The sequence below is a fragment of the Amycolatopsis sp. GM8 genome (genome assembly GCF_021653975.1).
Lineage (GTDB): Bacteria > Actinomycetota > Actinomycetes > Mycobacteriales > Pseudonocardiaceae > Amycolatopsis_E.
The window spans coordinates 404,865-428,711 of the sequence record NZ_JAJKFK010000001.1; the positions used below are offsets into that span (position 1 = coordinate 404,865).

Consider the following 23,847-nt stretch of genomic DNA (forward strand, 5'->3'; position numbering starts at 1 on the left):
CCGCAAACTCACACACCCATCTGTTCCAGCTGTTTCTTGAACGTCTCCGCACGCTCGGTGGCTGGTTCGTCGAGGATGCCGTCGTCGAACCAGTTCGCCAGCGCTTCCCACAACCGGGCCCGTGAGGACGACTGGAACCACTCGCGCAGCTGCTGAGCCTCCTTCGGCGGTCGCACGATCCTGGGCGCCCGCAGAGGACGGCTCGAGCAGGCGACAACGGCCACCCGGAAAAGGTCGACCAGGCCGTCCATCCGGCCTTCGCAGCCGTCGATATGTGCCTGGGCGACCTTGTTGATCAGGTCGATGCCCTCCGCGCTGTCCCGGATGCCGCCCAGCTCCGCCCCACCGGCCAGGCCTTCGTACATCCGGTACAGCAATTCCTCGCTGTAGCGCGGATAGCGCACGACAGGTTCGGGGAAACCGTGCCGCCGCGCGAGATCCCGGAGCTTGGTGATGGTCTCACACCGGGTGAGCCAGTCCCGCCGGTTGACCGCGAGGTTCTGGATCTCCTTCCACGCCTCGTCTTCCATGGCATACAGCTCGCGCGAAAGCCGCTCCGCCTTGACCGGGGACGACGGCACGCCTTCCCAGACCCGGGAAAGGCATTGCGCGGCAACGCGAATCAGCTGACCCATGTACACCAGTTGTTCCCACACATGCAGCCGGGTCGGCCGTAACGACGCGGGGCGCGGCGGCGCGTAGGTGACCATCTCGAAGTTACGGAAAGCCGGCTGCCCGCGCAATGTCGCCAGATCGGGATCCTCCGACAGTGCCCAGTTGCGGACCGTCGCGATGAAACCGGTGTGACTGCCGGCCGCGGCCCGGTACAGCTCGCGCACGGCGAGTTTCGAAATGTTCTCCAGTTCCTTCTGCGCGAGAGGGGACTTCTGGGCACCATTACGGAACAGATCGATCGGCAGGAGTGCGACCGCGTACGCGCAGGCGGCGTTGTAGTGCTCGTGCCAGGTCGAACCGTTCAGGCGTTTCCGCAGCGTCGCCCCCACCGCGTCCTTCAGCGCATCCGACGACGGAGGCCACTGGGTCGCCGCATAGAACTGCTGGATCTTGGGAGCCGGCCGGGTCTTGGGAAACAGGTACTCCAGTGCCACGTTCGGGGTGCCCGCGCTCGCGAGCGCCATCCGCCGCCGCAACGCGATCCAGACGAGTGCGACGCGCAGCGAACTCTTCGAGATGAGATCGGCCAGCGGACGCATGCGGAACCGCTTGACGAAGGAACGCGGATAATAGTCGTACACAAGACGTTCGAGTTCGTACTGCGAAAGCCCGCACAGATAAGAACGCAATCCGGCCGCGTTGGCCTCGACGGTTTCTTTCGCCTCTCCGGGCTGTGGAATGCCGAGGAGGTTCGCCTGGTTGCCGCCGAGCAGGCCCTCGTATCGCGGTGCGAACCGGCGGCTGATCACCCGGCGCAAATGGGCACGCTGTACTTCACGCCGGTTCCGGTGCGAAGGATGGGCGCATTGCTCGTCGCGCCGCCACCACTGGTCCGCCACCCAGTCGCCCTGACCGAGCACGGCCGCGTGCCGGAACCGGGCGAGCAGCTTGGCCGTCTCGAAATCACCGAGCCGCGGCGAGTTCTCGATCGCGAAATCGTCGGTGTTCCACCAGTTCGCCAAGTCGCGATCGCTGCGGCTGCAAATGATGATGATGTCGTCGTAGGTCACCAGCGCGTCCAGGAACAGGTCGAGCTGTTCCTGCAGATAGCCGATCTCGAGTCTGATGTAGACGTTCGTCGGATCGTGGTGCAGCGCCCGGTGGTACTCGTTCAGCGCGTCGTCGTACCGGCGCTCGGTGCGGAAGTTGTGCGCCCGCTGGTAGGCGTCGAACAGCTCCGGCGGGATGCGCGCGCCCCGCCACGCGGACCAGTGCGCGCTGCGGCAGAACGCACTGCGGGGCATGACAAGTGCGGCGACGGAGTTGGCCGCCCGTTCGAGCACCCGGTCCCAACTCGTGTCCTCGATGATCACCGGGCTGGCCGCGAAGTTGGGCAGGCGCACCAGTTCGATCAGGAGCCGGTAGGTCTTCGGCCCACCGTTGGACGCCTTCTCCGGCGGCAGCACCGTGCCTTTCACCCAGTACGCGCACGGTGGGCTGCCCAGGCGCACCAGCCGCGCCAGTACTTTCCACAACCCGTTGCTGGCACCGTCGCCGGCGGTTTCGACGATCGTGATGAAGTCGTACGAGGAAACGGATCCGGGCACCGCGGTCGGGTGGTACAGCCGCGAGTTGCCCAGCTCGCGCTTGAACGCGGCGGTCAACTCGTGCGCGGGCACATCCGAACCGCTGCCGGAGTCGCCGAACACCTCGACGGAGATCCGCAGCGCGTGGAACGCGTCATGCTCCAGCCGGGCACGGCCGATGCTGTACAAGGACATCACGAGCAACGCCGTGATGGACACGGCCTGCACCAGGGTCCAGGTCACGGTCGTGGAAACCGTGGCGCCCGACCCCGACCGGCCCGGCCAGGAAAGCACATAGGGCACCGTGAAAAGCGCCGCCGCGGCCAGCAGGAAGATCGCCAGCGCCAGCCACCAGCGAATTCTGTGCGGCTCCGGCAACTCCGCCGGTTCGATGACGGATCTCGATTTCCGTGCCATCGCGAGGCACCCCCTCCGCGTCCTTCCTGACAACGGAATGGGCGCCCCGCCCGTTACACGACGCTACTGCGAGAACGCCGCCAGGAACCGGTCCCGGAACGCGCTCATCGGCCAGACCGGGGCGTGCGGGTCCGGGCGCAGGCCGGGCGTCCAGCCCCAGCTGGAAACCCGGTCCAGCACCTTGGGGTCCTTGGCCACGATCGTGATCGGCACGTCGCGGCTCGCGCCGTCGCTGCCGGTCACGGACGTGTTCGGCTGGTGGTCGCCGAGGAAGACCATCACCGTGTTCTCGTCGCCGTAGGTCTGCAGGTACGAGATCAGCGTGTTCAGCGAGTACTGGATGGATTGCCCATACGCGGCACGGGTGTTCGCCGGGGACGACCACGCTTCCGGCAGCTGCAGGCCCTGCGCCGGCATCGGCTTGTAGACCGATCCGTCGCCCACCTGGTCCCAGCCGACCATCCGCGGCAGCGGCGCCCACGGCCAGTGGCTCGACACCAGCACGATCTCCGTCATCAGCGGCGGGTGCCCGGGCTTGGCCAGCTCGTTGTCCTGGAACTTCTTCATCGTGAACTGGTCGGGCATCGACGCGTAGGAGAAGGCCGGGCCCTGGTAGCCGACGTTCCGCCCGTCGTAGACCTGGTCGTAGCCGTAGAACTTGCCTTCGGGCCAGTCGCCGAAGTTCGAGGGTTCGTCGGCGACCGTCCGCCAGCCCGCGTTCCCGAAGGCCTTCGCGAGCGTCAGCCGGTCACCGCCGACCAGGTCGTTGTAGCGCTGCTGGTTGTTCACCCAGGTGCCCGATTCCAGCGTCGAGTGCGCGAACCAGCTGCCACCGCCGGTCGTGGACGAGGTGAGGAACCCGCTGCGCGCGTCGAATCCGGCCGCCTGCAAGGACTTCGTGCCGCTGTCGAGCAGCGAGTCGATCGCGGGCGCGATATCCGAGTCCTGCACGGCGACCCGCCCGTAGCTCTCGATGAACGTCAGCATCACGTTCTTGCCCCGCAACGCGGTCAGCAACTGGTCCGGTGGCGTGTTCTTGTACGCGTCCGTCGCCACCTCCTGCGCGAACGCCTCGCGGTCCTTGAGGTCGGCCGACACCTGGCGCGCGTCGTGATAGACGAGCGAGGCCGCGGTGCGCGCGGCGATCGGTTCGCCCTGTTCGAACTGGAGCCCGAACACCGCGCACACGATCCACACGACCGCCAGTACGGCGGCGGTGCGGCCCACGGTCTTGCGCTGCCCGGCGGCGACCCGCATCAGCCGGACCGCGGCGAGCGCCATCAGCACCAGCACCGCGACGATGAGCAGGCACGCGCCGATCTCCGCGGCCAGGGCGCCCGCCTTGCCGGCCGACTCCTCGACCAGGCCGATGGCCGCCGGCAGGAAGCTCCAGTCGAAGACCAGGTTGAACGGCCGGTCGAAGGCGATGAAGAAGCCGATGTCGGCGAGCTTCACGAGCAGCACGAGCCCGAGTCCCGCGCCGAGCACGGCCGCCACGATCTTCCTGGGCCGCGGCGGCAGGAGCAGCGCCAGCCCGATGCCGACGAGGAGTTCCCCCGGGATCCGCAGGAACGCCAGCACGGTGAACCGGCTGAACTGGTCGGGCAGGACCAGCGCCGCCAGCACGAGCAGCAGGGCCAGTGCGGTCAGCACGCGCCCGAAGATCCGCCGGCCCTTCGAGGGCCCTTCGGCCGTGACCGGTTCAGCGGGCGGGACGCGCGTGAGCAGCGACACCGGGGGTCCTTCCGTCGGGATGGGGTCACTTCCTACACGACCCCGGCGGTGTCGCGGTTCAGCTCCCGCTGTGACCGGCTGGGCAGTCCGTACTCCCTGGCGCACCTTGATTCGGACACCGTGTCGCGTCTCGTGACAAAGTCGGCCGTATGCGAATCGGCATCCATCTCCCCATCACGACCGCCGAACAGATCCAGGCGGACGCGGCCACGGCCAAGGGCGCGGACAGCTTGTGGGCGAACCAGCTGCCCGGCGCCGGCGACGCACTGCTCGGACTGAGTGCCGTGGGCGGGACGCAAGAGCTGGGCACGGCGGTCATCCCGGCCCGTCCGCGGCATCCCGCGGAGCTGGCGGCCGCCGCACTGACGACGCAGGCGCTCACCGGCGGCCGGCTCACGCTCGGTATCGGGGCCGGTCACCGGGCCGTCGCCACGGACATGTTCGGTGTCCCTTACACCGCACCGGTCCGGCACCTGCGCGAGTACCTGGAGGTGTTGCGCCCGCTGCTGCGCGGCGAGCACGTCAAGCACTCGGGCGAGTTCTTCACCGTGGACACCGCGGTCACGATGCAGGCAGCCGCGCCGCCGGTCCTGATCGCCGCGCTGGGGCCCCGGATGCTGGAGGTCGCCCGTGATCTCGCCGACGGCACCATCGCGACCTGGGTCCGGCCGGAACTGGTGGCCGAGTATTTTGTCCCGCGCCTGCGCGAGGACTCCCGCGTGGTGGTGACGGCGATGGTCGCGGTCACCAACGATCCCGACGGCCTCCGGGACACGTTCGCGCGCCAGCTCGAGATGGTCGGCGACGTCCCCGCCTACCGGGCGATACTCGACCGCGGCGGCCTGTCCGGTCCTGCCGACACGCTCGTCGCCGGGCCGGAAGACGTTGTGCGGCGCGAGATCCAGCGGTTCCGCGATGCGGGTGTCACCGACCTCGTCATCGCCCCGGTCGGCGACCCGCGGCACGTGCTCGACGTCGCCACGTCGTAGGCCGTTACGCAAACGCCTTGACGACCACCGCCGCGCACTGGCTGACTGTTTCGTCGTCGCGGGCGAGAATGACACCGTCGACGGCGACCGCCGGGTCGAGCGGGATCGAGCGCACCCGCTTCGATTCCGTGATCTGCCCGGCGGGCAGCACGGCCCAGCTGCCCGGATCGGACCCGATCTCGACGAGCAGGTTCGGCGTCGTATCGGCCGGGCGGCCGAGGGATGGCCGGACGCGGGCATCGCGCAACGCGGCCGTGACGGCGTCGTGCAGCGGCGGATCGGCCTCGCGCGCGGGCAGGCGGAGCACGAAACCGGCCAGCTCGCGCAAGGTGACCGCCTCTCGCGCGGCCAGTGGATGACGGACGGACACCACCGCCCGCAGTGGTTCAGACCATGCCGGGAGTACCCGGAGCCCGCTCACCCGGCGCATTCCCCGGGCCAGCGCGAGGTCGATTTCCCCGCTCCGCAAGGCTTTCAGCCGCTCGGTGACCGGCAGCTCGACCAGCACCGGGGTGAAATCGGGCGAAAGTTCCCGCAGCAGCTCGAGTCCGCGTTCGAGCCGGTCGGCAGGCCCCGGCGCGGTGCCGATCCGGACTATGCGGACGGGATTCCCGGCGACGGCATGCACGCGGTCGGCCGCCAGTAGCGCCTCGCGCGCCGCGCCGAGCACGCGCCGTCCGGCCTCGGTGAGCCGGACCGTGCGCGGCGACCGGTCCAGCAGCCGCACCCCGAGCTCCCGCTCCAGCCGCGCCACCTGCTGGCTGACCGCGGGTTGCACGATGCCGAGCCGCTCGGCCGCACGGCCGAAGTGCAGTTCCTCGGCGACGGTGACGAAATACCGCAGCGCCCGCAGCTCCATCCCTACCTCCACCTGCGACGATCACCCGATCTTATCGCTGCGCGGGCGAAGTGGATCTGGTTCGGTGTCCGGCCCGGGCCGAGACTCGGTCTCATGCGAATCGGAATCGACCTGTCCTTCTCGACGCCCGAACAGTTCCGGGCGGACGCGGCTATCGCCAAGGATGTGGACAGTTTGTGGACCTATCAAGCCACCGGCGGCTGGGACGCGCTGCTCGCACTGACCACGCTGGGCGGCACGCAGGAACTGGGCACCGCGGTCGTCCCGACCTACCCGCGGCATCCGGCCGTCCTGGCGGGTGAGGCACTGACCTTGCAGGCGCTCACCGGTGGCCGTTTCACCCTCGGTATCGGCCCCAGCCACGAGTCGTTGATGACCGGCCAGTACGGGATCCCTTACACCGCACCGGCCCGGCACACCCGCGAATATCTGGAGGTGCTGCGCCCGTTGCTGCGCGGCGAACACGTCAAGCACGCGGGCGAGTTCTTCACCGTCGACACCGCACTGACGATTCCCGCCGACCCGCCGCCGGTGCTGATCGCCGCGCTGGGCCCGCGGATGCTGGAGGTCGCCCGCGATCTGGCCGACGGCACGATCGCGACGTGGATCCGACCGGACACGGTTTCGGACTACCTCGTGCCGCGCCTGGGCGACGGCGCCCGGGTGGCCGCGGGCGTGATGGTCGCGGTCACGAACGACCCCGACGGGGCGCGGGAACAGTTCGCGCGCCAATTCGAATTCGTCAACTCCTTTCCGGCATACCGGGCGGTGCTCGAGCGCGACGGCAGCTCCGGTCCCGCGGACACGCTCGTCGCCGGTCCGGAGGAGGTAGTGCACCGGGAGATCCGGCGGTTCGCCGACGCCGGGACGACCGACCTGCTGGTGGCTCCGTACGGGGACCTGCGGCGGATGGTCGACGTCGTCACCGCGGGCGCCCGCATGCTGGAACCCTGATTTCGAATCCTGGGAAGCGAACTCTACCCTGACCTCATGAAACTCGGTGTGATTCCTGGTGACGGCATCGGTATCGACGTGACGGCGGAGGCACTGCGCGTGCTGGACGCGGTGGTGCCCGGCGTGGAGAAGGTCGACTACGACCTCGGCGCGGCGCGGTATCTGCGCACCGGCGAGATCCTGCCCGATTCGGTCCTGCACGAGGTCCGCGGGCACGACGCGATCCTGCTGGGCGCCATCGGCGATCCTTCGGTGCCGCCGGGCGTGCTGGAGCGGGACCTGCTGCTGCGCCTGCGGTTCGAGCTCGACCACTACGTGAACCTGCGGCCCGCGAAGTTGTATCCGGGCGTGACGACCCCGCTGGAGGGCAACCCGGAGATCGACTTCGTGGTGTACCGCGAGGGCACGGAGGGCCCGTACACCGGCAATGGCGGAGTGCTGCGCCGGGCGACGCCGCACGAAGTCGCCACGGAGGTCAGCGTCAACACCGCCTTCGGGGTGGAGCGCGTGGTGCGGGCCGCTTTCCGGCAGGCGCAGTCGCGGGCGAAGAAGCGGATCACCTTGGTGCACAAGACGAACGTGCTCAAGTTCGCGGGCGCGCTGTGGCAGCGCACGGTGGACGCGGTGAGCGCGGAGTTCCCGGACGTCACCGTCGACTACAACCACGTCGACGCGGTGATGATCCACCTGGTGACACATCCGGAACGCTACGACGTGATCGTGACGGACAACCTGTTCGGCGACATCGTCACCGACCTCGCCGGGGCCATCTGCGGCGGGATCGGGCTGGCCGCGAGCGCGAACCTCAACCCGGACCGCCTGGCGCCGTCGATGTTCGAGCCGGTGCACGGCTCCGCGCCGGACATCGCCGGGCAGGACAAAGCGGACCCGACGGCCGCGGTGCTGTCGGTCGCGCTGATGCTGGACCACCTCGGCGAGACCGAGGCGGCCGCGAAGGTCGAGGCGGTCGTGCGGGCCGACCTGGCCCAGCGCGACCCCGAAAAGCCCGGCGGCACAAGGGAAATCGGCGAACGCCTCGCGACTGCCGCGGCCGCGTGAGGGCCCGGGGCGGCGCGGCTCGATCCGCGCCGCCCCGTTTTTGTCGTACCCCTTCGCTAGCGTCCGGCGCATGGATCTCACCGCGAGTACCAGCGCGCTGGCGAGCGCGACGGCCGAGCTGACCCGCCTGCTGCCCGGCCGCACACTCGACCCGGTGCTGGCCGGCGTCCTGCTCACCGCCGGCGAGCACGGCCTCGTCCTGTCCGCGAGCAACCGTGAGCTGGGCCTCCGGCTGACCCGCCCGGCGATGGTGCACTCGGACGGCGCCGCGCTCGTCGCCGCGCGGCCGCTGGCGGAGACGGTGCGCGCTGGAATCCGAGGACCTGCGGCTGGTGACCGAGGGCGCCCGGCTCGCGATCCGCACGCCGGGTGCGCGGTTCGCGTTGCCGTTGCTGGACATCGACCTCCATCCCGGGGTGCCCGCGCCACCCGCCCGGGTGGGCACGGTGCCGGGCGACGCCCTGCGGACGGCACTGGTCGCGGTGGCGAGTGCCGCGTCGAAGGACGACGCGCTGCCGATCTTCACCGGGATTCGGCTGTGGACGGACGGCGGCCGGCTGACGCTGCTGACCACCGACCGCTACCGGATGGCGCGCTGCGTCGTGCCCTGGTCCGGCGGCGAGCTGGACCTGCTCGCGCCGGGCGCCGTGCTCGCCGAGGTGGCGCGGCAGTTCAGCGGTCCGGTCGCCGTGCACGCGGATGCCGACCGGCTCGGCCTGAGCTGGGGTGACGACGCGTTCAGCACGGCGTTGCTGGGGGTGTCGTTCCCGGACGAGCGCGCCCGCCAGTTGCTGCTGCGCGCGACCGCCACCGGCGCCGCCGAGGTGGAGGCGGACGCGCTCGCCGCCGCGGTCCGCCGGGCGACGCCATATGCGGGCCCGCGCGGCACGGTGACGATCACCGCTTGGGAGGGCGAGCTGCGGGTCCAGGGCAGTGACCCGCACAACGGCGAGTCGGAGGAATCGGTCAAGGCGAGTGTCTCCGGACACCACGGCGCGGCCGTCTACCAGGCCCGTTTCCTGCTCGACGCGCTCCGCCCGTTCGCGGGCCGCCCGGTGCGCGTCGAACGGCAGGAAGGCTTGCGCCCCACCGTTTTCACCGGCGAGATCGGGGAGGTGGAGCTGACTCATCTGGTCGTCCCGATGCGGACCTGACCGCGCGCGGCCGGCGCACCTCGAACCAGCGAAACCCGGGGTCATTACGCTGGGCCGGACAACGCGGAGTGAGGAGCGGGGATGGGTGTCGAGGCCGCCGCGGTGGACGCGGCGTACGAGCGGCTGAGCGGGGTGGTGGCGCGGACGCCGCTGCAGCCGCACCAGCGGAGCACCACCCGCACCGGCGCCGACGTGTGGCTCAAGCGCGAGGACCTGCAGGTCGTGCGCTCCTACAAGCTCCGCGGCGCGTACAACCTGCTCGCCCAGCTCGACCAGGAGCAACGGGATCGCACGGTGGTGTGCGCGAGCGCCGGGAACCACGCCCAGGGCGTCGCGTTCGCCTGCCGGGCGCTGGACCTGCGCGCCAAGATCTTCATCCCGCGCACGACGCCCCGCCAGAAGCGCGCCCGGATCGCGCTGCTCGGCGGCGACCGGGTGGAGGTCATCATCGGTGGCGAGACCTACGACGCCGCCTCCGCCGCGGCCCGCGAGGAGGCCGCGCGGTCCGGTGCGGTGATGGTGCCCGCGTTCGACCACCCGGACGTCATCGCCGGGCAGGGCACGGTCGCGCGCGAGATCGTCGAGCAGCTCGGCCGCGCGCCCGACGCGGTGGTCGTGCCGGTCGGCGGTGGCGGGCTGATCGCGGGCATCACGACGTGGTTCGCGAAGCACCATCCCGGCACCCGGATCATCGGCGTCGAACCGGCCGGCGCGGCGTGCATGGCCGCGGCCGTGGCGGCCGGCGGGCCGGTCGAGCTGGCGGAGCTGGACGGGTTCGTCGACGGTGCCGCCGTGCGCAAGGCCGGCCTGCACACCTACGGCGTGCTCGAGGAGCATCCGGTCGAGCTGCGGCAGGTCGACTCGGGTGTGCTGTGCGAGGAGATGCTCGCCCTGTTCGATGTGGACGGTGTGATCGCCGAGCCGGCCGGCGCGCTCGCCGCGGCCGCGTTGCGCGCGAAAGGTGTTGTGCGGCAAGGGGAAACGGTGGTCGCGGTGGTGTCGGGCGGCAACCACGACGTGAGCCGCTACGCCGAGGTGATCGAGCGCGCCCTGGTGTCGCGCGGGGTGAAGCACTATTTCCTGGTCGAGTTCCCGCAGGAGCCGGGCGCGCTGCGGCGCTTCCTGGACCAGATCCTCGGCCCCGACGACGACATCACGCTGTTCGAATACGTCAAGCGCACCAACCGCGAATACGGTCCCGCGCTGGTCGGCGTGGAGCTCGGCAGCCCGGACGACCTGGCCCCGCTGCTCGCGCGCCTCGACGCGTCGCCGGTGAACGCCGAGAAACTGTCGCCGGACGACCCCGTTTTCCGCTTCCTGGTCTGATTCGTCCGAACGAGTGGATCTACCCATACCAGACAACGTGCTCGGAAGTGATCGCGTGTCCCCGGCGCAGTACTTCACATACTGAGGGGAGCCTGGGGTGAGACCTGTTCGTATCGCGGCCGTTTGTGCGGCCGCAGTGCTGACCGTTGTGGCACCGGGGGTGGCGGCTGGCGCCGGTAAGGCGCCGGCCGCTTTCGCGTTGACGGGCGCGTACAACGCGCCGGCGTTGGAAGGCACGGACTTCGACACGGTGGCGCGGGTGTACGCGTCGCCCACGACGCCAGGCACGACGAGCGTGCAGCAGCCGGACGACACCCTGTACGTGGGCCCGCTGTCCACCGGGACGTCGTGGTTCCTGCACGTGAACGCCAAAGTGGGCGCGTTCGACGACGCGGTCCCGCCCGCGGGCGCCACGCTGGACCCGAACTTCGACGCGTCGGCGAACCTGAGCGAGCGCGGCGCCACGAGTGCGAACGTGCGCTCGGACTACATGCTGGAATCACAGAACACGATCTTCGACCAGACGCCGCAGCACGCGTGGTTGTACCTGGACGACGCGACCAGTTCCGCGGACTGCGCCCGCGGCTCGCAGACCGCGACGGCGGACGCCGCCCGGCTGTGGGTGCGACAGCCTGACCGGACGCTGACGGAAGTCCCGGTGCCGCAAGGAGATCAGGCGTACGAGGTGGACCAGGTGCCGCTGCGGCTGCCCGCCTACACCATCGACCAGCAGTCCCAGCCGCAGTACGCGGACATCACGATCCGGCGGGTGGACAGCCCGGCGGACCTGGTCCAGACCGACCAGTGGCACACCGGGCGGGCCAGTGCCGCCGCAGGCTGGCGCGTCGATGTGGACAGCTACATCCTCACGTCCGGCACCCGCTCCGCCGAGCAGCACGCGGTGCTGATCCTCGGCGCGGCAACCTGTTCGCTGCACTGACGCGAACGCCGAACTCGCTGTCCTGAACGTACGACTCGCGCTCCCGAGCGTCGGACTCGCCGACGCCCACGCGAGTCCGACACTCCAGACGGCGAGTCCGACACTGGGGACGGCGAGTTCGACAGTCCGGACGGCGAGTCCGACACGCGGGGCGGGCGCGCGCGGGGGGTCAGGGGCGCAGGCCGTCCCAGGACCAGTGCGGCATCGGCAGCCCACCGGGCACCGTCCCCGTGACCGGGTATGACAGGACCTGCCCGACGGCCCATTCCATGTACGCGCGCAGCGCGGCACGGAACTCCGGGTCGCCGGGCAGGTCCGCGTCATCGGCCGCGTGCACGAAGCAGTCGACGAACCGGCGGCCGAGGTCGCTCATGTCGCCGTTGCCCGCGTGCATCACCAGCACTCCGCTGTGATCGCCGCACGACTCGGAGTAACGCGCCGGCCCGCCCATCACCTCCGCCCAGTAGGCGGCGAGCCGTTCGACGTGCTGCGGGTGCTGGTCCGGATGCGAGAACGGATGGTTCAGCTCCGGATCGGCGAGGCAGCGCGCATGATGCGCCCGCGCCAGGGCGAGGAACGCGGGCTCTCCCCCGGCGAACTCGAACAACGACGGACGCATGGGGGCAATCTAGCCCCGTTCGGCCCATCCGTCACGCCCGCGCGGCGGAGTCCACAGTGGACATCCCGCAGCCCGGACCGGCAGCGGTGTTATTGTCCGGGTATTCCCCGATACCCCTTATGGGCGGTGATCAATGGCAGCGACGATCGGCACCCCGGTCTGATGTGGCTCGCGGGTGATCCGTACGAGCGCTTCGTCGGCCGGTGGAGCCGCCGCTTGGCGCCGGTTTTCCTGCGGTGGCTGGGGGTTGCGCCGGGCGGCCGGTGGCTCGACGTCGGTTGTGGCACCGGCGCGCTCACCGCGGCCGTCGCGGCGACGGCGGATCCACGCCAGGTCATCGGTGTCGATCCCGCCGAAGGATTCCTGACCGCCGCGACCGCGGGCGGACCGGTGACGTTCGCCGCCGCGGATGCCCAGGCCCTGCCGATCGCGGACGAGTCCTGCGACGCCGTAGTTAGCGGGCTGGCGCTCAACTTCGTACCCGACCCGGCGCGGGCGCTCGCCGAGTTCACGCGCGTCGCCCGGCGGAACGCGGTGCTGGCCGCGTACGTGTGGGACTACGCCGAAGGCATGCAGATGCTCAGGTATTTCTGGGACGCGGCCGCCGAACTCGACCCCGCCGCCGCAGAACTCGACGAAGGACGCCGGTTTCCCTTGTGCCACAAGGAATCACTCCGTCGCTTGTGGACGGACGCCGGTCTCTCGGACGTCGCCGTGCTGCCGATCGAGATCGCGACGGTCTTCCGCGACTTCGACGACTACTGGCAACCGTTCCTCGGCGGCCAGGGTCCCGCACCCGGCTACGTCGCCACGCTGCCGGACGAGTCCCGGCAGGCACTCCGCGACCTGCTGCGGGCGCGGCTGCCCGCCGGGACGATCCCGCTGACCGCCCGTGCGTGGGCGGTCAGCGGACGTCGATGAGCACCTTGCCGACCGCGCCCGCCTCGACGGCCGCGTGCGCGTCGGCCGTGCGTTCCAGCGGGAAACGGTGCAGCGGCAGGCCCGCCGCCTCGCCGACCCGGAGCGCCCCGGCCGTGACGGCGGCGTTGATGTCCTCGATGGCCTGCGTCTTCGCGGCCGCGGGCATCGTGTACAGCAACATGAACTGGTAGCGGACGTTCGCGGTCATCAGTGGCCGGATGGTCGTCGTGAAATCCTCGCCGCCGTTGTTCGCGTACACCGCGACGGTGCCGCTCAGCGCGAGCACCGCCTCGTTCAACGAGGCGTTCATCGCGGGCGCGACCTCGACGACGACATCGACCCCGTCGGGGAAGATCTTGCGGATGGCCTCGGCGGCGTTCTCCGTGCGGTAGTTGACCACGTGATGCGCGCCCGCCGCCCGCGCCAGCGCGGCCTTCTCGTCGCTGCTTATGGTGGTGACAACCTCGGCGCCGGCCCAGCGCGCCAGCTCGATCGCGGCATGGCCCACCGCGCCCGCACCGCCGGCCACCAGCACGGCCCGGCCGTCGAGCGCGCCCGGCGCGAGCCGCGACGGCCCACCCTCGGCGACGGTCAGCGCCCGGTGCGCGGTCATGCCCGGCACGCCCAGCACCGCACCGAGGTCGAAGGAAGCGTTGTCCGGCAACGGAACCACGTTGCGCACGGGCAGCACGGTGTACTCCTGCGCGGTGCCGGTTGGGCGCTGCCACGCCGACTCCCACAGCCAGACGCGCCGCCCGGGCTCGAGCCCGCTGACGTCCGGCCCGACGGCATCGACGATCCCGGCGCCGTCCTGGTTGGGCACGACCTCCGGGAACGGGAGCCGCCCGCCGGTCGTCGCGCCGGACCGGGACTTCCAGTCGGTCGGGTTGACACCGGACACCTCCACCCGCACCCGCACCTCGCCGGGCCCCGGTTCCGGCACCGGCCGCTCGACGAGCCCCAGCACTTCCGGCCCGCCGGTCTGTGAGTAAGCGATCGCCTTCATACCCATAGCCAACCGCAGCCGTCCGGATCTGTTCCCCGCGGTGCCGGGTTCTCTCGGTCAGTTCACCCGGTTCGTCAGCGCGTGCGCTTCCTTCAGCAGCAGGGCGCCCAGCTCCGGCCGGCGTTCGGCGCGGAAGCGGGACTCGACGCCGGTGAGCGTCAGTGCCCAGTCCGGCTCGCCGGACCGGCCGAAGACCGCGGCCGCCATGCCCCAGCTACCTTCCACGACCAGCCCGGGATTGACCGAGTAGCCCAGCTCCCGAGTCCGCGCGATCCGCTCGCGCACGGCGCCGGGCGCATGCGACGGCCCCCAGCGCGCGGTGAGGTCGGCGCGGCCGAGGTAGTCGTCCACCTCGCGGTCGGAAAGCATCGCGAGCACGACGAGACCGGCCGAGACGACGCCCAGCGGGAACCGCGCGCCCTCGTACAGCACGAACGAACGGATCGGGAAGTCGCCGTCCTCACGCAGCAGGCACACGGTCTCCTCGCCCCGGCGCGCGGAGAAGAAAGCGCTTTCACCGGTGGCCGCGGCGAGCCGGTGCACGCTCGCCCGCGCGTGCTGCGTGACGTCGTAGCGACGCGCCGCCACCTCACCCAGCAGGTACAGCTCCGGCCCGAGGAACCACCGGCCGGTCCGCCGGTCACGGTCCACGTAGCCCTCCTCGGCGAGCGCGACCAGCAGCCGGTGCACGGTCGGCCGCGCGAGCTCGGTGGCGCGGGCGAGATCCGAGGTCGACGCGCCCTGGTCGTTGGCCGCGGACAGCGCCCGCAGCACCGCGCCGGCCCGGCCGATCAGAGTCATGCACTCATCGTACGTTCACTGAGTGAACGCCTCGCCCACGAACGTTCACCAGCCGAAAGATGTTTTGACTCCGGACGAACCGATGAGCTGGACTCGTCGATGTTCAATGGCCGAACACAAGGAGGCTCCGTGCTGTACGCCAACACCGCCGAAGCGCTCTCCGACGTACTCGCCGACGGGATCACGATCGCCGTCGGGGGCTTCGGGCTGAGCGGTAACCCGAACGACCTGATCGAAGTCGTCCGCGACTCGGGCGTCCGCGAGCTGACCATCGTGTCGAACAACATGGGGGTCGACGGCAAGGGGCTCGGGCTGCTGCTGGAGAACCGCCAGGTGCGCAAGGTGATCGCGTCGTACGTGGGCGAGAACAAGCTGTTCGCGCAGCAGTACCTCGACGGCGAGCTGGACGTCGAGTTCGCGCCGCAGGGCACGCTCGCGGAGCGGATGCGCGCAGGCGGCGCGGGCATCCCGGCGTTCTACACGGCGACCGGCGTCGGCACGCCCGTCGCGGAGGGCAAGCCGCACGCCGAGTTCGACGGCCGGACCTACGTCCAGGAGCGCGGGATCGTCGCCGACGTCGCGCTGGTACACGCGCATCTCGCGGACCGCGCCGGGAACCTCGTCTACCGCCGGACTTCGCGCAACTTCAACCCGCTCGTCGCGACCTGCGGGCGGGTGAGCGTGGCCGAGACCGAGGTCCTCCTCGACGACTACATCGATCCCGATCTCGTGATCACCCCCGGTGTGTTCGTCAACCGGCTCGTGGTGGCCGCCGAGCGGGTCAAGGACATCGAGAAGCTCACGGTGCGTGCGGCATGACGGGCTGGACGAGGGACGAGATGGCGGCGCTGGCCGCCCGGGAACTGTCCGACGGGGACTACGTGAACCTCGGCATCGGCATCCCGACGCTGGTCGCCAACCACATCCCCGAGGGCGTCGAAGTGACGCTGCAGAGCGAGAACGGCATCCTCGGCATGGGCCCGTTCCCGCTGGCGGGTGAAGAGGACGCCGATCTGATCAACGCCGGCAAGCAGACGGTCACCGTCGTGCCGGGCGCGAGCTTCTTCGACTCGGCCACGTCGTTCGCGATGATCCGCGGCGGTCACGTCGATCTCGCCATCCTCGGCGCGCTGCAGGTCGCGGCCAACGGCGATCTCGCGAACTGGACCGTGCCCGGCGCCCTCGTCAAGGGCATGGGCGGGGCCATGGACCTGGTGGCCGGCACGAAGCGGATCGTGGTGCTCACCGATCACGTGGCGAAGGACGGGCAGCCGAAGATCGTCGAGCAGTGCACGCTGCCGCTCACCGGCGCGGGCGTCGTCGACCGGATCATCACCGATCTCGCGGTCATCGACGTGACCCCGGCCGGGCTGGAGCTGATCGAGACCGCGCCGGGCGTGTCGGCGGCGGAGGTCCAGGAGAAGACGGGGGCGAAGATCGCGGGAGGATGAGGCGAGCATCCCCTCGGTACGACAAAGGAGGCAGCTTCCCGTGGAGCTTCCCGACGACCTGCTCGCGCTGCTGCGCGCGCCCAGCCTCTGCTTCATCGCGACCACGATGCCGGACGGCTCGCCGCAGCTGACCCAGACCTGGGTCGACACCGACGGCAAGCACGTGCTGGTGAACACCGTGCAGGGCTTCCGCAAGGTCAAGAACATCGCCCGCGACCCGCGCGTCGCGCTCAACGTCGTTGACCGGGACAACCCGTCCCACTACTTCCGCATCCGGGGCCGCGTCCTGGACATCACCGAGACCGGCGCGGCCGAGCACATCGACGAGCTGGCTCAGCGGTACACGGGCCGCCCGTATCAGTGGTACGGCGGCGCCGGCCAGATCCGGCTGCTCGTCACGATCGAACCGGACACGATCTCGTCAATGGGATAACCGGCCTCACCTGCACAAACGTCACGTTCCGTCACGCAAAGTGAGACTGGGTGATGTTATCCCGAGCTGCACCACCCGAAGGTGTATGTAGCAACGAAAGTGTCTACTAGTAGTGTCGTCGCTGCCCGGGACGGGTGACCTTCCAATCTTCCTGCCCGGGCCCGGGCCCCGCCGTCTCCCCTGCCGTCGGGGCCCGGTCTCATTTCGTCGACGCTGGGGTTCCGGCGCGGCTGATCGCGTCACGCACGTCCGGCCAGGCTCCGCTGTGGGGATCGACGAGTTCGAAATGCGCCATTCCCGGCAGCAGGACGAGCTCCGCGGTGGCATGAGCGTCCACATAGGACTGACTTTGGCTCGGCGGGACGCCGGTGTCGTCGGCGCCGTGCACGAGGATCACCGGACCCGCCGGTGCCGGTAGCCGGACCGGGTCCAGGTCGGGCCGGTTCGCGGGCGGGCCGCCGAGGAACTCCGCGACCGCGCCGTCACCGAGACGCTCGTCGTGCGCCCGCACGAGATCCGCGACCGGCGCGAGCGCGACCGTGCCGAGCAGCCCGGGCGGCGGGCAGGTCACCGCGGCCCACAAGGCGAGCTGTCCGCCCGCCGAATGGCCGGCGAGGACGACGTCTTCGGCATCGACGGCTTGCAGGGCAAGCCGGATGTCGTCGGTGTACGCGTCCGGGTTGCCCGGCTCGCGGCGGTACTCGATGGACGTGACGGGCCAGCCGGCGTCGCGCAGGGCGGCGGCCAGGTTGCGGGTGTGCGTGCGGTCGTACCGGGGCCGCCAGAACCCGCCGTGGATCAGGACCACCCGCGGCCGCCCGGTTTCCGCGGGCAGCCACACGTCGGCGACGTGCTCGGCCAATGGCCCGTACCGCATCTCCCGGTCCGGCTCCGGCCCCGGACGGCTCAATATCGACCGATCCATCGCGCCGATCCTACGACGCCGTGCCGGCCCGCCACGTCGCCGTGTTTGCCCCCCGCGCGGGCGTGTTGGCCCGCCACGTCGGTGAGTTGGCTCCCTGCGCGGGTGTGCCGACCGTCGCGCCGCGCAGCGGGCAAACTCACCGACGCGCGGAGCAAACACGGTGACGCAGCGGGCAAACACGGCTCCGTAGAATCCGCGCCGTGGCCGAGGACATGCGATGCCCGTGCGGCACGGGCGAGACGTACGGGGATTGCTGCGGTCCGCTGCACCGCGGCGAGCGGGCGGCGGCCACGGCGGAGCAGCTGATGCGGTCCCGGTTCAGCGCGTTCGCGGTCGGCGACACCGAGTACCTGCTCGCGACGTGGCATCGCAGCACCCGGCCGGCCGGCGTCGACCTCGACCCGGCGCAGCGCTGGACCCGGCTGGACGTGCTCGCGACCACCGGCGGCAGCCCGTTCCACGAAACCGGCACCGTCGAGTTCCGGGCCCATTACCGCCAGGACGGCAAACCGGGGTCGATGCACGAGAACAGCGCGTTCACCCGCGAGGGCGGCCGCTGGCTATACGTCCGAGGACAGGAGTGACCATGATTCGCGAGTCGTTCAGCTTCACCCCCGAGCAGGGCGTGCCACCGGCGGTCGCGCCGTTCTCGCATGTCACGCGCTGGGGCTCGATGTTGTTCGTGACCGGCCAGATGCCGACCGACCCGGCGACCGGCGAACTGGTGCCGGGCGGCCCGGCCGCGCAGGCCGAGCAGGTGCGGCAGAACCTGCTGGCCTGCCTGCGCCCGTTCGGCGCCGACCTCGACAACGCGCTGATGGTGCGCGTCTACCTGACGGATTTCACCGGGTTCGAGGCCTTCAACGAGCAGTACCGGACCTGGTTCACCGGCCCGCTGCCGAGCCGCACCTGCGTCGGCACGACCGCGCTCGCCGTGGGCGCCGATATCGAGATCGACCTGATCGTGGGCCTGCCCGAGTTGACCTCCAGTTAACTGGAAGTTCCATCCTGGAGGCATGTTCACCGATGCGGAGATCGACTACCTGACCACGCAGGGCCTCGGCCGCCTGGCCACCCAGCAACCGAACGGCACCCTCCAGGTGAGCCCGGTCGGGTTCACCTACAACACGGACGAAAAGGCCATCGACGTCCACGGCCACCGGCTGGCCCACAGCCGCAAGTTCCGCAACATCGCGGACAACGGCAAGGTCGCCTTCGTCGTCGACGACCGGCCTTCGCTCAACCCGATGCGGGTGCGCTGCCTCGAAATCCGCGGTCACGCGGAGGCGCTGACCGATGGGCCCGACGCCGTGATCCGCATCCACCCGGAGCGGATCATCAGCTTCGGCATCGAGGACCCGGACCATTCGCCACTGGAACTGGTGCCCCACAACCGAAACGTCTAGCTGGTTGTTCACCTGGTCGTTGACCAGGCCGGATAGCGTGCGGCACATGATCGTCAGGCGCGCGCCGGTCGCGGGGTTGCTCATCGCATGCTGCGTGACGCTGGCGGCGTGCTCGGGAGGCGGCATCACGGTCGACGCCGCGCGCAAGGCTGCCACCGCCGCCGGGCCGACGCCCACCGGCTGCCCGGTCCCGTACGACGTCTCCGCCGCCTTGAGCGGCCGGCCGGTGCAGCCGGGCGAAGTCCAGGTCCAGGTCTCGAAGACCACCACGCCGGCCCCGGATCCCCTGGTGGCGCAACGGGATCAGGGCATGTCCGCGCTGGACGCCGCCGCCGGGGTCGCGATCGACTGCGAGTACCAGGTCGCGGGTCACACCCTCGACACGTGGCTCGTGGTGACGCCCGCGCACGCGGCGGTCGCGATCATGGCGCCCCGGATCACCCAGGCCGCGCACCTGGACATCGTGCAGATCCAGGATTTCCTGAACCACCAGCCGGCGGCGGGCGAGGTCAAGCTCACTACCGGCGGCGACGTGGCGGTGGCTCGTGTCCCCGTCGACGGTGACGGCGACGCGAGCCTGCTCGTGGACCCGGACGGCGTGGTCAGCGGCGACGACCTCAGCAAAGCCGCGCAGACGCTGCTGGGCCAGATCCACTTCTAGCCCGCCCTTGATTCTCTGACTAAAGTCAGAGAATGGACATGGTCGAGGAGATCCGGCGGTTCAACCGGACCGTCACGCAGCGCGTCGGTGCGCTCAACGACGCCTACCTGTCACGGGATCGCCCGCTCGGGCAGGCGCGCGTGCTGTGGGAGATCGGCCCGGACGGGTGCGACGTGCGAGCGCTGCGGGCCCGGCTGGACGTCGATTCGGGCTACCTCAGCCGGCTTCTGCGGGCGCTGGAAGGCGACGGGCTCGTCGCGGTCGAGCGCAGCGACGGCGACGGGCGGGTCCGTACCGCGCGGCTCACGAAAACCGGCCTGGCGGAACGGGAAACGCTCGACAGCCGGTCCGACGAGCTGGCCGCGTCGATCCTCGCCCCGCTCAGCGAACGGCAGCGCACCCGGCTGGTCGCGGCGATGGCGGAGGTCTCGCGGTTACTCGTGGCGTCGACGGTCGATGTCGCGGCGACCGATCCGCGCGGCGCCGCGGCGGAGGAATGCCTGCGCGCGTATTTCGCGGAGATCGGCGAGCGGTTCGAGAACGGGTTCGAGCACGATCGGTCGCTGATGCCGGACGAGGCGGCGATGACCCCGCCGGCGGGCGTGTTCCTCGTCGCCACGCTGCACGGCGACGCGGTCGGCTGCGGCGGATTGTTGTTCGAGGACAACGATTCCGCGTATCTCAAACGGATGTGGGTGTCCTCTTCGGTGCGCGGGCTCGGCCTCGGCCGGCGCCTGCTCGCCGAGCTGGAATGGCACGCGGCCGCGAGTGGCGCCCGGACGGTGCGGCTGGAGACGAACCGCACGCTGACCGAGGCGATGGGTCTGTACCGCGCCGCGGGCTACCGCGAGGTCGAGCCGTTCAATGCCGAGCCATACGCCCACCACTGGTTCGAGAAACAGCTTTAACGGCGCCACCAGCGACGACGCTTCTCCGCAGGCGGCTCCCCCGGCGCGGGCCGGGACTCGCGCCACCCCGCCACCACCTCGTCCGCGTCGACCGGCGCGACCGGGATGTGCGGCCCGGACGGCGCCCGAAGCCACTCGGCGATCCGGCGGTTCAGCTCGGCGACCGCGTCCCGCACCAGCCGTTCCGTCGGCAGCGGGCGAACCGTCTCCGGCAGCCGCCCGATCTCCTTGCGCAGCCGGATCGGCTCGGGCAGCAACACGTCGGCCGAGAGACCCTCGTCATCCAGCTTCTGCCGGATCCACCACAGCTCGTCGCGCGGCTTGTCCAGGCCAGGCAGCGGTTTTCCCCGCCCGGGCAGATTGTCGAACTCGCCGCGCTCCTGCGCTTCGCGGATCTGCTTGTCGACCCACGTCTCGAAGGTGACGCCCGGTGGTTTCCGTTCCGTCATTGTTCAATTGTGCCCGCTACATTGCGGCCCCATGAACCCTCGAATTCCCGTGGCGCTCGCCGCTGGTGTACTGGCCCTCGGCGTGCTGACCGCCCCGCAGGCCGGCGCCACGACCTCGCACGCGTGCTCCCGCCAGGTGAGCATCGACTCGTTCTCCGACTCGCTCGACAAGACCACCTTCGACGGCACGTTCGTCGGCAACCTGTCCGCGCTCGCGGTCGGCCGGGACGGCGACATCGACGCGCTGTCCGACCGTTCCGTCCTGTTCACCCTCGACGGCCGCACGAAGCAGCCCAAGCGGGCGGTGCCGCTGGCCGACGAGAACGGCCAGCAGCTCGACTCCGAGGGCCTGGTCATCGACCGCGACGGCACCCGGCTGATCACCTCCGAGATCGAGCCGTCGATCCGCCGCTACACCGCGAGCGGCACCGAGATCGGCCGGCTCCCGGTGCCGGACTCGCTGCGCGTCGCGCCCGCCGGGCGGGCCGTGTCGAACGCCACCTTCGAGGGCCTCACCCTCCAGCTCGGTGGGCAGACGCTGATCGCCTCGATGGAGCAGCCGCTCGCCGGCGACCAGGCCGACCTCGTCCGGTTCCAGACCTGGCAGCGCGGCCGCGGCGAGTTCGAACTCGCCGAGCAGTACGCCTACCGGATCGACCCGGGCCTGGGCGTCGCCGAGACCACCGCGACCGGCGACGGGCGGCTGCTCGTGCTCGAACGCGGGTTCACCGCGGGGGTCGGCAACACGATCCGCCTCTACCTCGCCGACCCGCGCGGCGCGTCCGACGTCAGCCACGTCGACACGCTGTCCGGCCAGCACCTGCGGCTCGTCCGCAAGACACCGCTGGCCGACCTGGTGAACTGCCCGTCGCTCGGCGCCACCGCCAAGCAGCCACAGCCGAACCCGTTGCTGGACAACATCGAAGGCATGACGGTGCTCGGCCGCGCCCCCGGCGGGCGGCTGCGGGTGCTGCTGGTCAGCGACGACAACCAGAACGCGGTCCAGACCACCCGGCTGTACTCACTGACCGTCCGCCTCTGACCGGCGGGCCCGCAGCACGACGTCCGCACTCGGGATGCCGTGCACGACGCGCGGCCGTTCCTCGGCGACCTGGATCCGCCAGCCGTCGCCGAGGGAGGCCGCGACCTCGTCGGCGGTGAAGAACTTCTCCGGCGGATGATCACCGTGGTGCGCCATCGACAGGGCGTGGCCGACGATCAGCAGCGTCCCGCCCGGCGCGACCGCGTCCGCGAGCCGGGCGAACGCCGCGGCCCGTTCGTCCGGCAGCACCTGCAGGAAATGTGAGGTGACCAGGTCGAACCGCGCGGGCGGGGTCCACGACGTGACATCCGCCCGCACCCAGTCGACCTCGACACCGGCCTCCTTCGCGTGCCCCGCCGCGCGTTCCAGCGCCGTCCCCACGAAGTCCGCGCCGGTGACCCGCCAGCCGCGCTCGGCGAGCCACACCGCGTCCCCGCCTTCGCCGCACCCCGCGTCCAGGGCGGTGCCCGGTGGCAGGTCCGACACCTCCGCGACGAGCTGCGCGTTCGGCTGGCCACTCCAGAACTTGGTGTCCGTGCGGTACAGCTCCTCCCACCATTCCCGGTCGACCACCGGCATTCCGTGCCCGCGGTGACCGAGAACCCGTTCGGCCACTTCACGTTCCTGGGCCGCGGTGAACTCCGCGGACATCGCGTCGCGGACGTCCTCCTGCATGAGATCACCGTTGATCGCCGCGCCGGCGGTGAGCCCGCCGGCTGCGGACGAGATGACCTGCGCCATGGCGTTCGCGACGTTGCCCGCCACCCAGACGCCCGGCAACGACGTCGCACCGGTCGGATCGGCCGGCACGTAACTGCCCACGACCTGGCCACCCACCTCCAGCTCGGTGGTCTCCAATCCCAGCGACACCAGGACATCCGCGCGCGCGGTGAACTTCGGCGTCACGACGACGGCCGCGCGCGGCACCACCTGACCGGAACGCATCCGCACGCCGGTCAGGTGCCCGTCGCTGATTTCGAGCGCGGCGACCTCATCGTCGACGAACCGGATGTCGCGCGCCGCCAGCTGTGCCCGCTCCTGCGCCGACGGCACCGGTCCGGTGTGCCGGAACAGCACCACGTCGCCCGTCCACTGCCGCCACAACAGTGCCTGGTGCACCGACATCGGGCCCGCACCGATGATGCCGACGGGCTGGTCGCGCACCTCCCAGCCGTGGCAGTACGGGCAGTGCAGCACGTCGCTGCCCCACAGCTCTGCGACGCCGGGGAGTTCGGGCAGCTCGTCGGTGAGTCCCGTGGTGACCAGCAACCGGCGCGCCCGGATCTCCCGCCCGTCCGTGAGAGTGACCTGGAACCCTTGCCCGTCAAGGGGTTTCGCCGCAGAGACAGTGCCGTCCGCGAACTCGCCGCCGTAACCGGCGACCTCCGCCCGGCCGATCGCGACCAGCTCGCGCGGCGGCGTGCCCTCGCGGCCGAGGTAGTTGTGCACGTGCCCGGCCGGCGCGTTACGCGGCTCGCCCGCGTCGATCACGAGTACGGACCGGCGTGCCCGCGCCAGTGCCGTCGCGCCCGCGAGTCCGGCGGCCCCGCCGCCGACGATCACCACGTCGTATTTCTCGTTCATGTCGTCCG

General features: G+C 70.7%; 25 protein-coding genes and 1 pseudogene. 17 read left to right on the forward strand and 9 right to left on the reverse strand.

Going from position 1 to position 23,847, the window contains the following annotated elements:
• Positions 1-8: 8 nt before the first annotated feature.
• Together LOZ83_RS01925 and LOZ83_RS01930 are read right to left on the reverse strand one after the other, a co-directional pair.
• Positions 9-2,618: a hypothetical protein gene (locus tag LOZ83_RS01925; protein WP_236788182.1), complete on the reverse strand. Its 2,610-nt coding sequence runs from the start codon at positions 2,616-2,618 to the stop codon at positions 9-11.
• 63 nt (positions 2,619-2,681) lie between these two features.
• Positions 2,682-4,352, reverse strand: coding sequence for a sulfatase-like hydrolase/transferase (locus tag LOZ83_RS01930; protein ID WP_236788183.1), 1,671 nt, complete (start codon positions 4,350-4,352; stop codon positions 2,682-2,684).
• Between the two features lie 149 nt (positions 4,353-4,501).
• Here LOZ83_RS01930 and LOZ83_RS01935 point away from each other — a divergent pair, with 149 nt between their 5' ends.
• Positions 4,502-5,341: an LLM class flavin-dependent oxidoreductase gene (locus tag LOZ83_RS01935; protein ID WP_236788184.1), complete on the forward strand. Its 840-nt coding sequence runs from the start codon at positions 4,502-4,504 to the stop codon at positions 5,339-5,341.
• 4 nt (positions 5,342-5,345) lie between these two features.
• Here the strand turns inward: LOZ83_RS01935 and LOZ83_RS01940 are convergent, their stop codons facing one another.
• Complete coding sequence (locus LOZ83_RS01940; protein ID WP_236788185.1) at positions 5,346-6,200, reverse strand: LysR family transcriptional regulator; 855 nt, start codon at positions 6,198-6,200, stop codon at positions 5,346-5,348.
• A gap of 93 nt (positions 6,201-6,293) precedes the next feature.
• On the opposite strand from LOZ83_RS01940, the gene LOZ83_RS01945 reads away from it, so the two are divergent.
• From LOZ83_RS01945 to LOZ83_RS01970, 6 genes and pseudogenes are all read left to right on the forward strand, one after another.
• The gene (locus LOZ83_RS01945) at positions 6,294-7,154 is read left to right on the forward strand and encodes a TIGR03564 family F420-dependent LLM class oxidoreductase (RefSeq protein WP_236788186.1); all 861 of its coding nucleotides are present in this window, start codon (positions 6,294-6,296) and stop codon (positions 7,152-7,154) included.
• 36 nt (positions 7,155-7,190) lie between these two features.
• Positions 7,191-8,213, forward strand: coding sequence for a 3-isopropylmalate dehydrogenase (locus tag LOZ83_RS01950; RefSeq protein WP_236788187.1), 1,023 nt, complete (start codon positions 7,191-7,193; stop codon positions 8,211-8,213).
• Between the two features lie 70 nt (positions 8,214-8,283).
• Positions 8,284-8,463, forward strand: a pseudogene (locus LOZ83_RS01955) (DNA polymerase III subunit beta); the annotation flags it as partial.
• Positions 8,464-8,545: 82 nt separating this feature from the next.
• On the forward strand, positions 8,546-9,367 hold the full coding sequence (locus LOZ83_RS01960; RefSeq protein WP_236788189.1) for a DNA polymerase III subunit beta: 822 nt from the start codon (positions 8,546-8,548) through the stop codon (positions 9,365-9,367).
• A gap of 81 nt (positions 9,368-9,448) precedes the next feature.
• Positions 9,449-10,693, forward strand: coding sequence for a threonine ammonia-lyase IlvA (ilvA, locus tag LOZ83_RS01965; RefSeq protein WP_236788191.1), 1,245 nt, complete (start codon positions 9,449-9,451; stop codon positions 10,691-10,693).
• Positions 10,694-10,790: 97 nt separating this feature from the next.
• Positions 10,791-11,633 (forward strand): hypothetical protein, encoded by an 843-nt coding sequence (locus LOZ83_RS01970; protein WP_236788193.1) that lies wholly within the window; start codon positions 10,791-10,793, stop codon positions 11,631-11,633.
• Positions 11,634-11,802: 169 nt separating this feature from the next.
• Here the strand turns inward: LOZ83_RS01970 and LOZ83_RS01975 are convergent, their stop codons facing one another.
• The gene (locus LOZ83_RS01975; RefSeq protein ID WP_236788195.1) at positions 11,803-12,252 is read right to left on the reverse strand and encodes a group II truncated hemoglobin; all 450 of its coding nucleotides are present in this window, start codon (positions 12,250-12,252) and stop codon (positions 11,803-11,805) included.
• A gap of 126 nt (positions 12,253-12,378) precedes the next feature.
• Between LOZ83_RS01975 and LOZ83_RS01980 the strand changes: the two genes are divergently transcribed.
• On the forward strand, positions 12,379-13,173 hold the full coding sequence (locus tag LOZ83_RS01980) for a class I SAM-dependent methyltransferase (RefSeq protein ID WP_236788196.1): 795 nt from the start codon (positions 12,379-12,381) through the stop codon (positions 13,171-13,173).
• Here LOZ83_RS01980 and LOZ83_RS01985 read toward each other — a convergent pair.
• Both LOZ83_RS01985 and LOZ83_RS01990 read right to left on the reverse strand, forming a co-directional pair.
• On the reverse strand, positions 13,157-14,179 hold the full coding sequence (locus tag LOZ83_RS01985; protein WP_236788197.1) for an NADPH:quinone reductase: 1,023 nt from the start codon (positions 14,177-14,179) through the stop codon (positions 13,157-13,159). The genes LOZ83_RS01980 and LOZ83_RS01985 overlap by 17 nt on opposite strands.
• 57 nt (positions 14,180-14,236) lie before the next feature.
• Positions 14,237-14,980, reverse strand: coding sequence for an IclR family transcriptional regulator (locus LOZ83_RS01990; protein WP_236788198.1), 744 nt, complete (start codon positions 14,978-14,980; stop codon positions 14,237-14,239).
• 99 nt (positions 14,981-15,079) lie between these two features.
• On the opposite strand from LOZ83_RS01990, the gene LOZ83_RS01995 reads away from it, so the two are divergent.
• From LOZ83_RS01995 to LOZ83_RS02005, 3 genes are read left to right on the forward strand one after another with little or no spacing between them, the layout of a single operon-like run.
• Positions 15,080-15,799 carry a CoA transferase subunit A gene (locus tag LOZ83_RS01995; protein WP_236788199.1) on the forward strand — a complete coding sequence of 240 codons (720 nt, stop codon included), beginning with the start codon at positions 15,080-15,082 and terminating at the stop codon, positions 15,797-15,799.
• Positions 15,796-16,431 (forward strand): CoA transferase subunit B, encoded by a 636-nt coding sequence (locus LOZ83_RS02000; RefSeq protein WP_236788200.1) that lies wholly within the window; start codon positions 15,796-15,798, stop codon positions 16,429-16,431. Before LOZ83_RS01995 ends, LOZ83_RS02000 begins: the two co-directional genes overlap by 4 nt.
• Before the next feature lie 40 nt (positions 16,432-16,471).
• Positions 16,472-16,864, forward strand: coding sequence for a TIGR03618 family F420-dependent PPOX class oxidoreductase (locus LOZ83_RS02005; RefSeq protein ID WP_236788201.1), 393 nt, complete (start codon positions 16,472-16,474; stop codon positions 16,862-16,864).
• 199 nt (positions 16,865-17,063) lie between these two features.
• Here LOZ83_RS02005 and LOZ83_RS02010 read toward each other — a convergent pair whose 3' ends face one another.
• A complete protein-coding gene (locus tag LOZ83_RS02010) occupies positions 17,064-17,789 on the reverse strand; it encodes an alpha/beta hydrolase (protein ID WP_236788203.1) in 726 nt (241 codons plus the stop codon).
• A gap of 212 nt (positions 17,790-18,001) precedes the next feature.
• Here LOZ83_RS02010 and LOZ83_RS02015 point away from each other — a divergent pair, with 212 nt between their 5' ends.
• Genes LOZ83_RS02015 through LOZ83_RS02035 form a run of 5 tightly spaced genes read left to right on the forward strand, consistent with a single transcriptional unit; the run spans position 18,002 to position 20,764 of the window.
• Positions 18,002-18,373, forward strand: coding sequence for a YchJ family protein (locus tag LOZ83_RS02015; protein WP_236789406.1), 372 nt, complete (start codon positions 18,002-18,004; stop codon positions 18,371-18,373).
• A gap of 2 nt (positions 18,374-18,375) precedes the next feature.
• Positions 18,376-18,783 (forward strand): RidA family protein, encoded by a 408-nt coding sequence (locus LOZ83_RS02020; RefSeq protein ID WP_236788205.1) that lies wholly within the window; start codon positions 18,376-18,378, stop codon positions 18,781-18,783.
• Between the two features lie 22 nt (positions 18,784-18,805).
• Positions 18,806-19,195, forward strand: a complete 390-nt coding sequence (locus tag LOZ83_RS02025) for a PPOX class F420-dependent oxidoreductase (RefSeq protein ID WP_236788206.1) — start codon at positions 18,806-18,808, stop codon at positions 19,193-19,195.
• Between the two features lie 46 nt (positions 19,196-19,241).
• Complete coding sequence (locus LOZ83_RS02030) at positions 19,242-19,856, forward strand: hypothetical protein (RefSeq protein ID WP_236788208.1); 615 nt, start codon at positions 19,242-19,244, stop codon at positions 19,854-19,856.
• Positions 19,857-19,888: 32 nt separating this feature from the next.
• A complete protein-coding gene (locus tag LOZ83_RS02035; protein WP_236788210.1) occupies positions 19,889-20,764 on the forward strand; it encodes a MarR family winged helix-turn-helix transcriptional regulator in 876 nt (291 codons plus the stop codon).
• Here LOZ83_RS02035 and LOZ83_RS02040 read toward each other — a convergent pair.
• Positions 20,761-21,213, reverse strand: a complete 453-nt coding sequence (locus LOZ83_RS02040) for a DUF1992 domain-containing protein (protein ID WP_236788212.1) — start codon at positions 21,211-21,213, stop codon at positions 20,761-20,763. The two genes, LOZ83_RS02035 and LOZ83_RS02040, sit on opposite strands and share 4 nt — an antisense overlap.
• Positions 21,214-21,244: 31 nt before the next feature.
• On the opposite strand from LOZ83_RS02040, the gene LOZ83_RS02045 reads away from it, so the two are divergent.
• On the forward strand, positions 21,245-22,255 hold the full coding sequence (locus LOZ83_RS02045; RefSeq protein WP_236788213.1) for an esterase-like activity of phytase family protein: 1,011 nt from the start codon (positions 21,245-21,247) through the stop codon (positions 22,253-22,255).
• On the opposite strand, the gene LOZ83_RS02050 is transcribed toward LOZ83_RS02045, so the two are convergent.
• Positions 22,235-23,839: a bifunctional NAD(P)/FAD-dependent oxidoreductase/class I SAM-dependent methyltransferase gene (locus LOZ83_RS02050; RefSeq protein ID WP_236788214.1), complete on the reverse strand. Its 1,605-nt coding sequence runs from the start codon at positions 23,837-23,839 to the stop codon at positions 22,235-22,237. The genes LOZ83_RS02045 and LOZ83_RS02050 overlap by 21 nt on opposite strands.
• Positions 23,840-23,847: the final 8 nt, after the last annotated feature.

Coding starts and splice junctions, on each gene's coding strand:
- LOZ83_RS02010 (WP_236788203.1), bottom strand. CDS start 17,789: ATGGATCGGTCGATATTGAGCCGTCCGGGGCCGGAGCCGGACCGGGAG.
- LOZ83_RS01985 (WP_236788197.1), bottom strand. CDS start 14,179: ATGAAGGCGATCGCTTACTCACAGACCGGCGGGCCGGAAGTGCTGGGG.
- LOZ83_RS01950 (WP_236788187.1), top strand. CDS start 7,191: ATGAAACTCGGTGTGATTCCTGGTGACGGCATCGGTATCGACGTGACG.
- ilvA (WP_236788191.1), top strand. CDS start 9,449: ATGGGTGTCGAGGCCGCCGCGGTGGACGCGGCGTACGAGCGGCTGAGC.
- LOZ83_RS01925 (WP_236788182.1), bottom strand. CDS start 2,618: ATGGCACGGAAATCGAGATCCGTCATCGAACCGGCGGAGTTGCCGGAG.
- LOZ83_RS01935 (WP_236788184.1), top strand. CDS start 4,502: ATGCGAATCGGCATCCATCTCCCCATCACGACCGCCGAACAGATCCAG.
- LOZ83_RS01975 (WP_236788195.1), bottom strand. CDS start 12,252: ATGCGTCCGTCGTTGTTCGAGTTCGCCGGGGGAGAGCCCGCGTTCCTC.
- LOZ83_RS02050 (WP_236788214.1), bottom strand. CDS start 23,839: ATGAACGAGAAATACGACGTGGTGATCGTCGGCGGCGGGGCCGCCGGA.
- LOZ83_RS01995 (WP_236788199.1), top strand. CDS start 15,080: ATGTTCAATGGCCGAACACAAGGAGGCTCCGTGCTGTACGCCAACACC.
- LOZ83_RS02000 (WP_236788200.1), top strand. CDS start 15,796: ATGACGGGCTGGACGAGGGACGAGATGGCGGCGCTGGCCGCCCGGGAA.
- LOZ83_RS01945 (WP_236788186.1), top strand. CDS start 6,294: ATGCGAATCGGAATCGACCTGTCCTTCTCGACGCCCGAACAGTTCCGG.
- LOZ83_RS02015 (WP_236789406.1), top strand. CDS start 18,002: ATGCGATGCCCGTGCGGCACGGGCGAGACGTACGGGGATTGCTGCGGT.
- LOZ83_RS02035 (WP_236788210.1), top strand. CDS start 19,889: ATGGACATGGTCGAGGAGATCCGGCGGTTCAACCGGACCGTCACGCAG.
- LOZ83_RS02040 (WP_236788212.1), bottom strand. CDS start 21,213: ATGACGGAACGGAAACCACCGGGCGTCACCTTCGAGACGTGGGTCGAC.
- LOZ83_RS01940 (WP_236788185.1), bottom strand. CDS start 6,200: ATGGAGCTGCGGGCGCTGCGGTATTTCGTCACCGTCGCCGAGGAACTG.
- LOZ83_RS02020 (WP_236788205.1), top strand. CDS start 18,376: ATGATTCGCGAGTCGTTCAGCTTCACCCCCGAGCAGGGCGTGCCACCG.
- LOZ83_RS02030 (WP_236788208.1), top strand. CDS start 19,242: ATGATCGTCAGGCGCGCGCCGGTCGCGGGGTTGCTCATCGCATGCTGC.
- LOZ83_RS02045 (WP_236788213.1), top strand. CDS start 21,245: ATGAACCCTCGAATTCCCGTGGCGCTCGCCGCTGGTGTACTGGCCCTC.
- LOZ83_RS02025 (WP_236788206.1), top strand. CDS start 18,806: ATGTTCACCGATGCGGAGATCGACTACCTGACCACGCAGGGCCTCGGC.
- LOZ83_RS01990 (WP_236788198.1), bottom strand. CDS start 14,980: ATGACTCTGATCGGCCGGGCCGGCGCGGTGCTGCGGGCGCTGTCCGCG.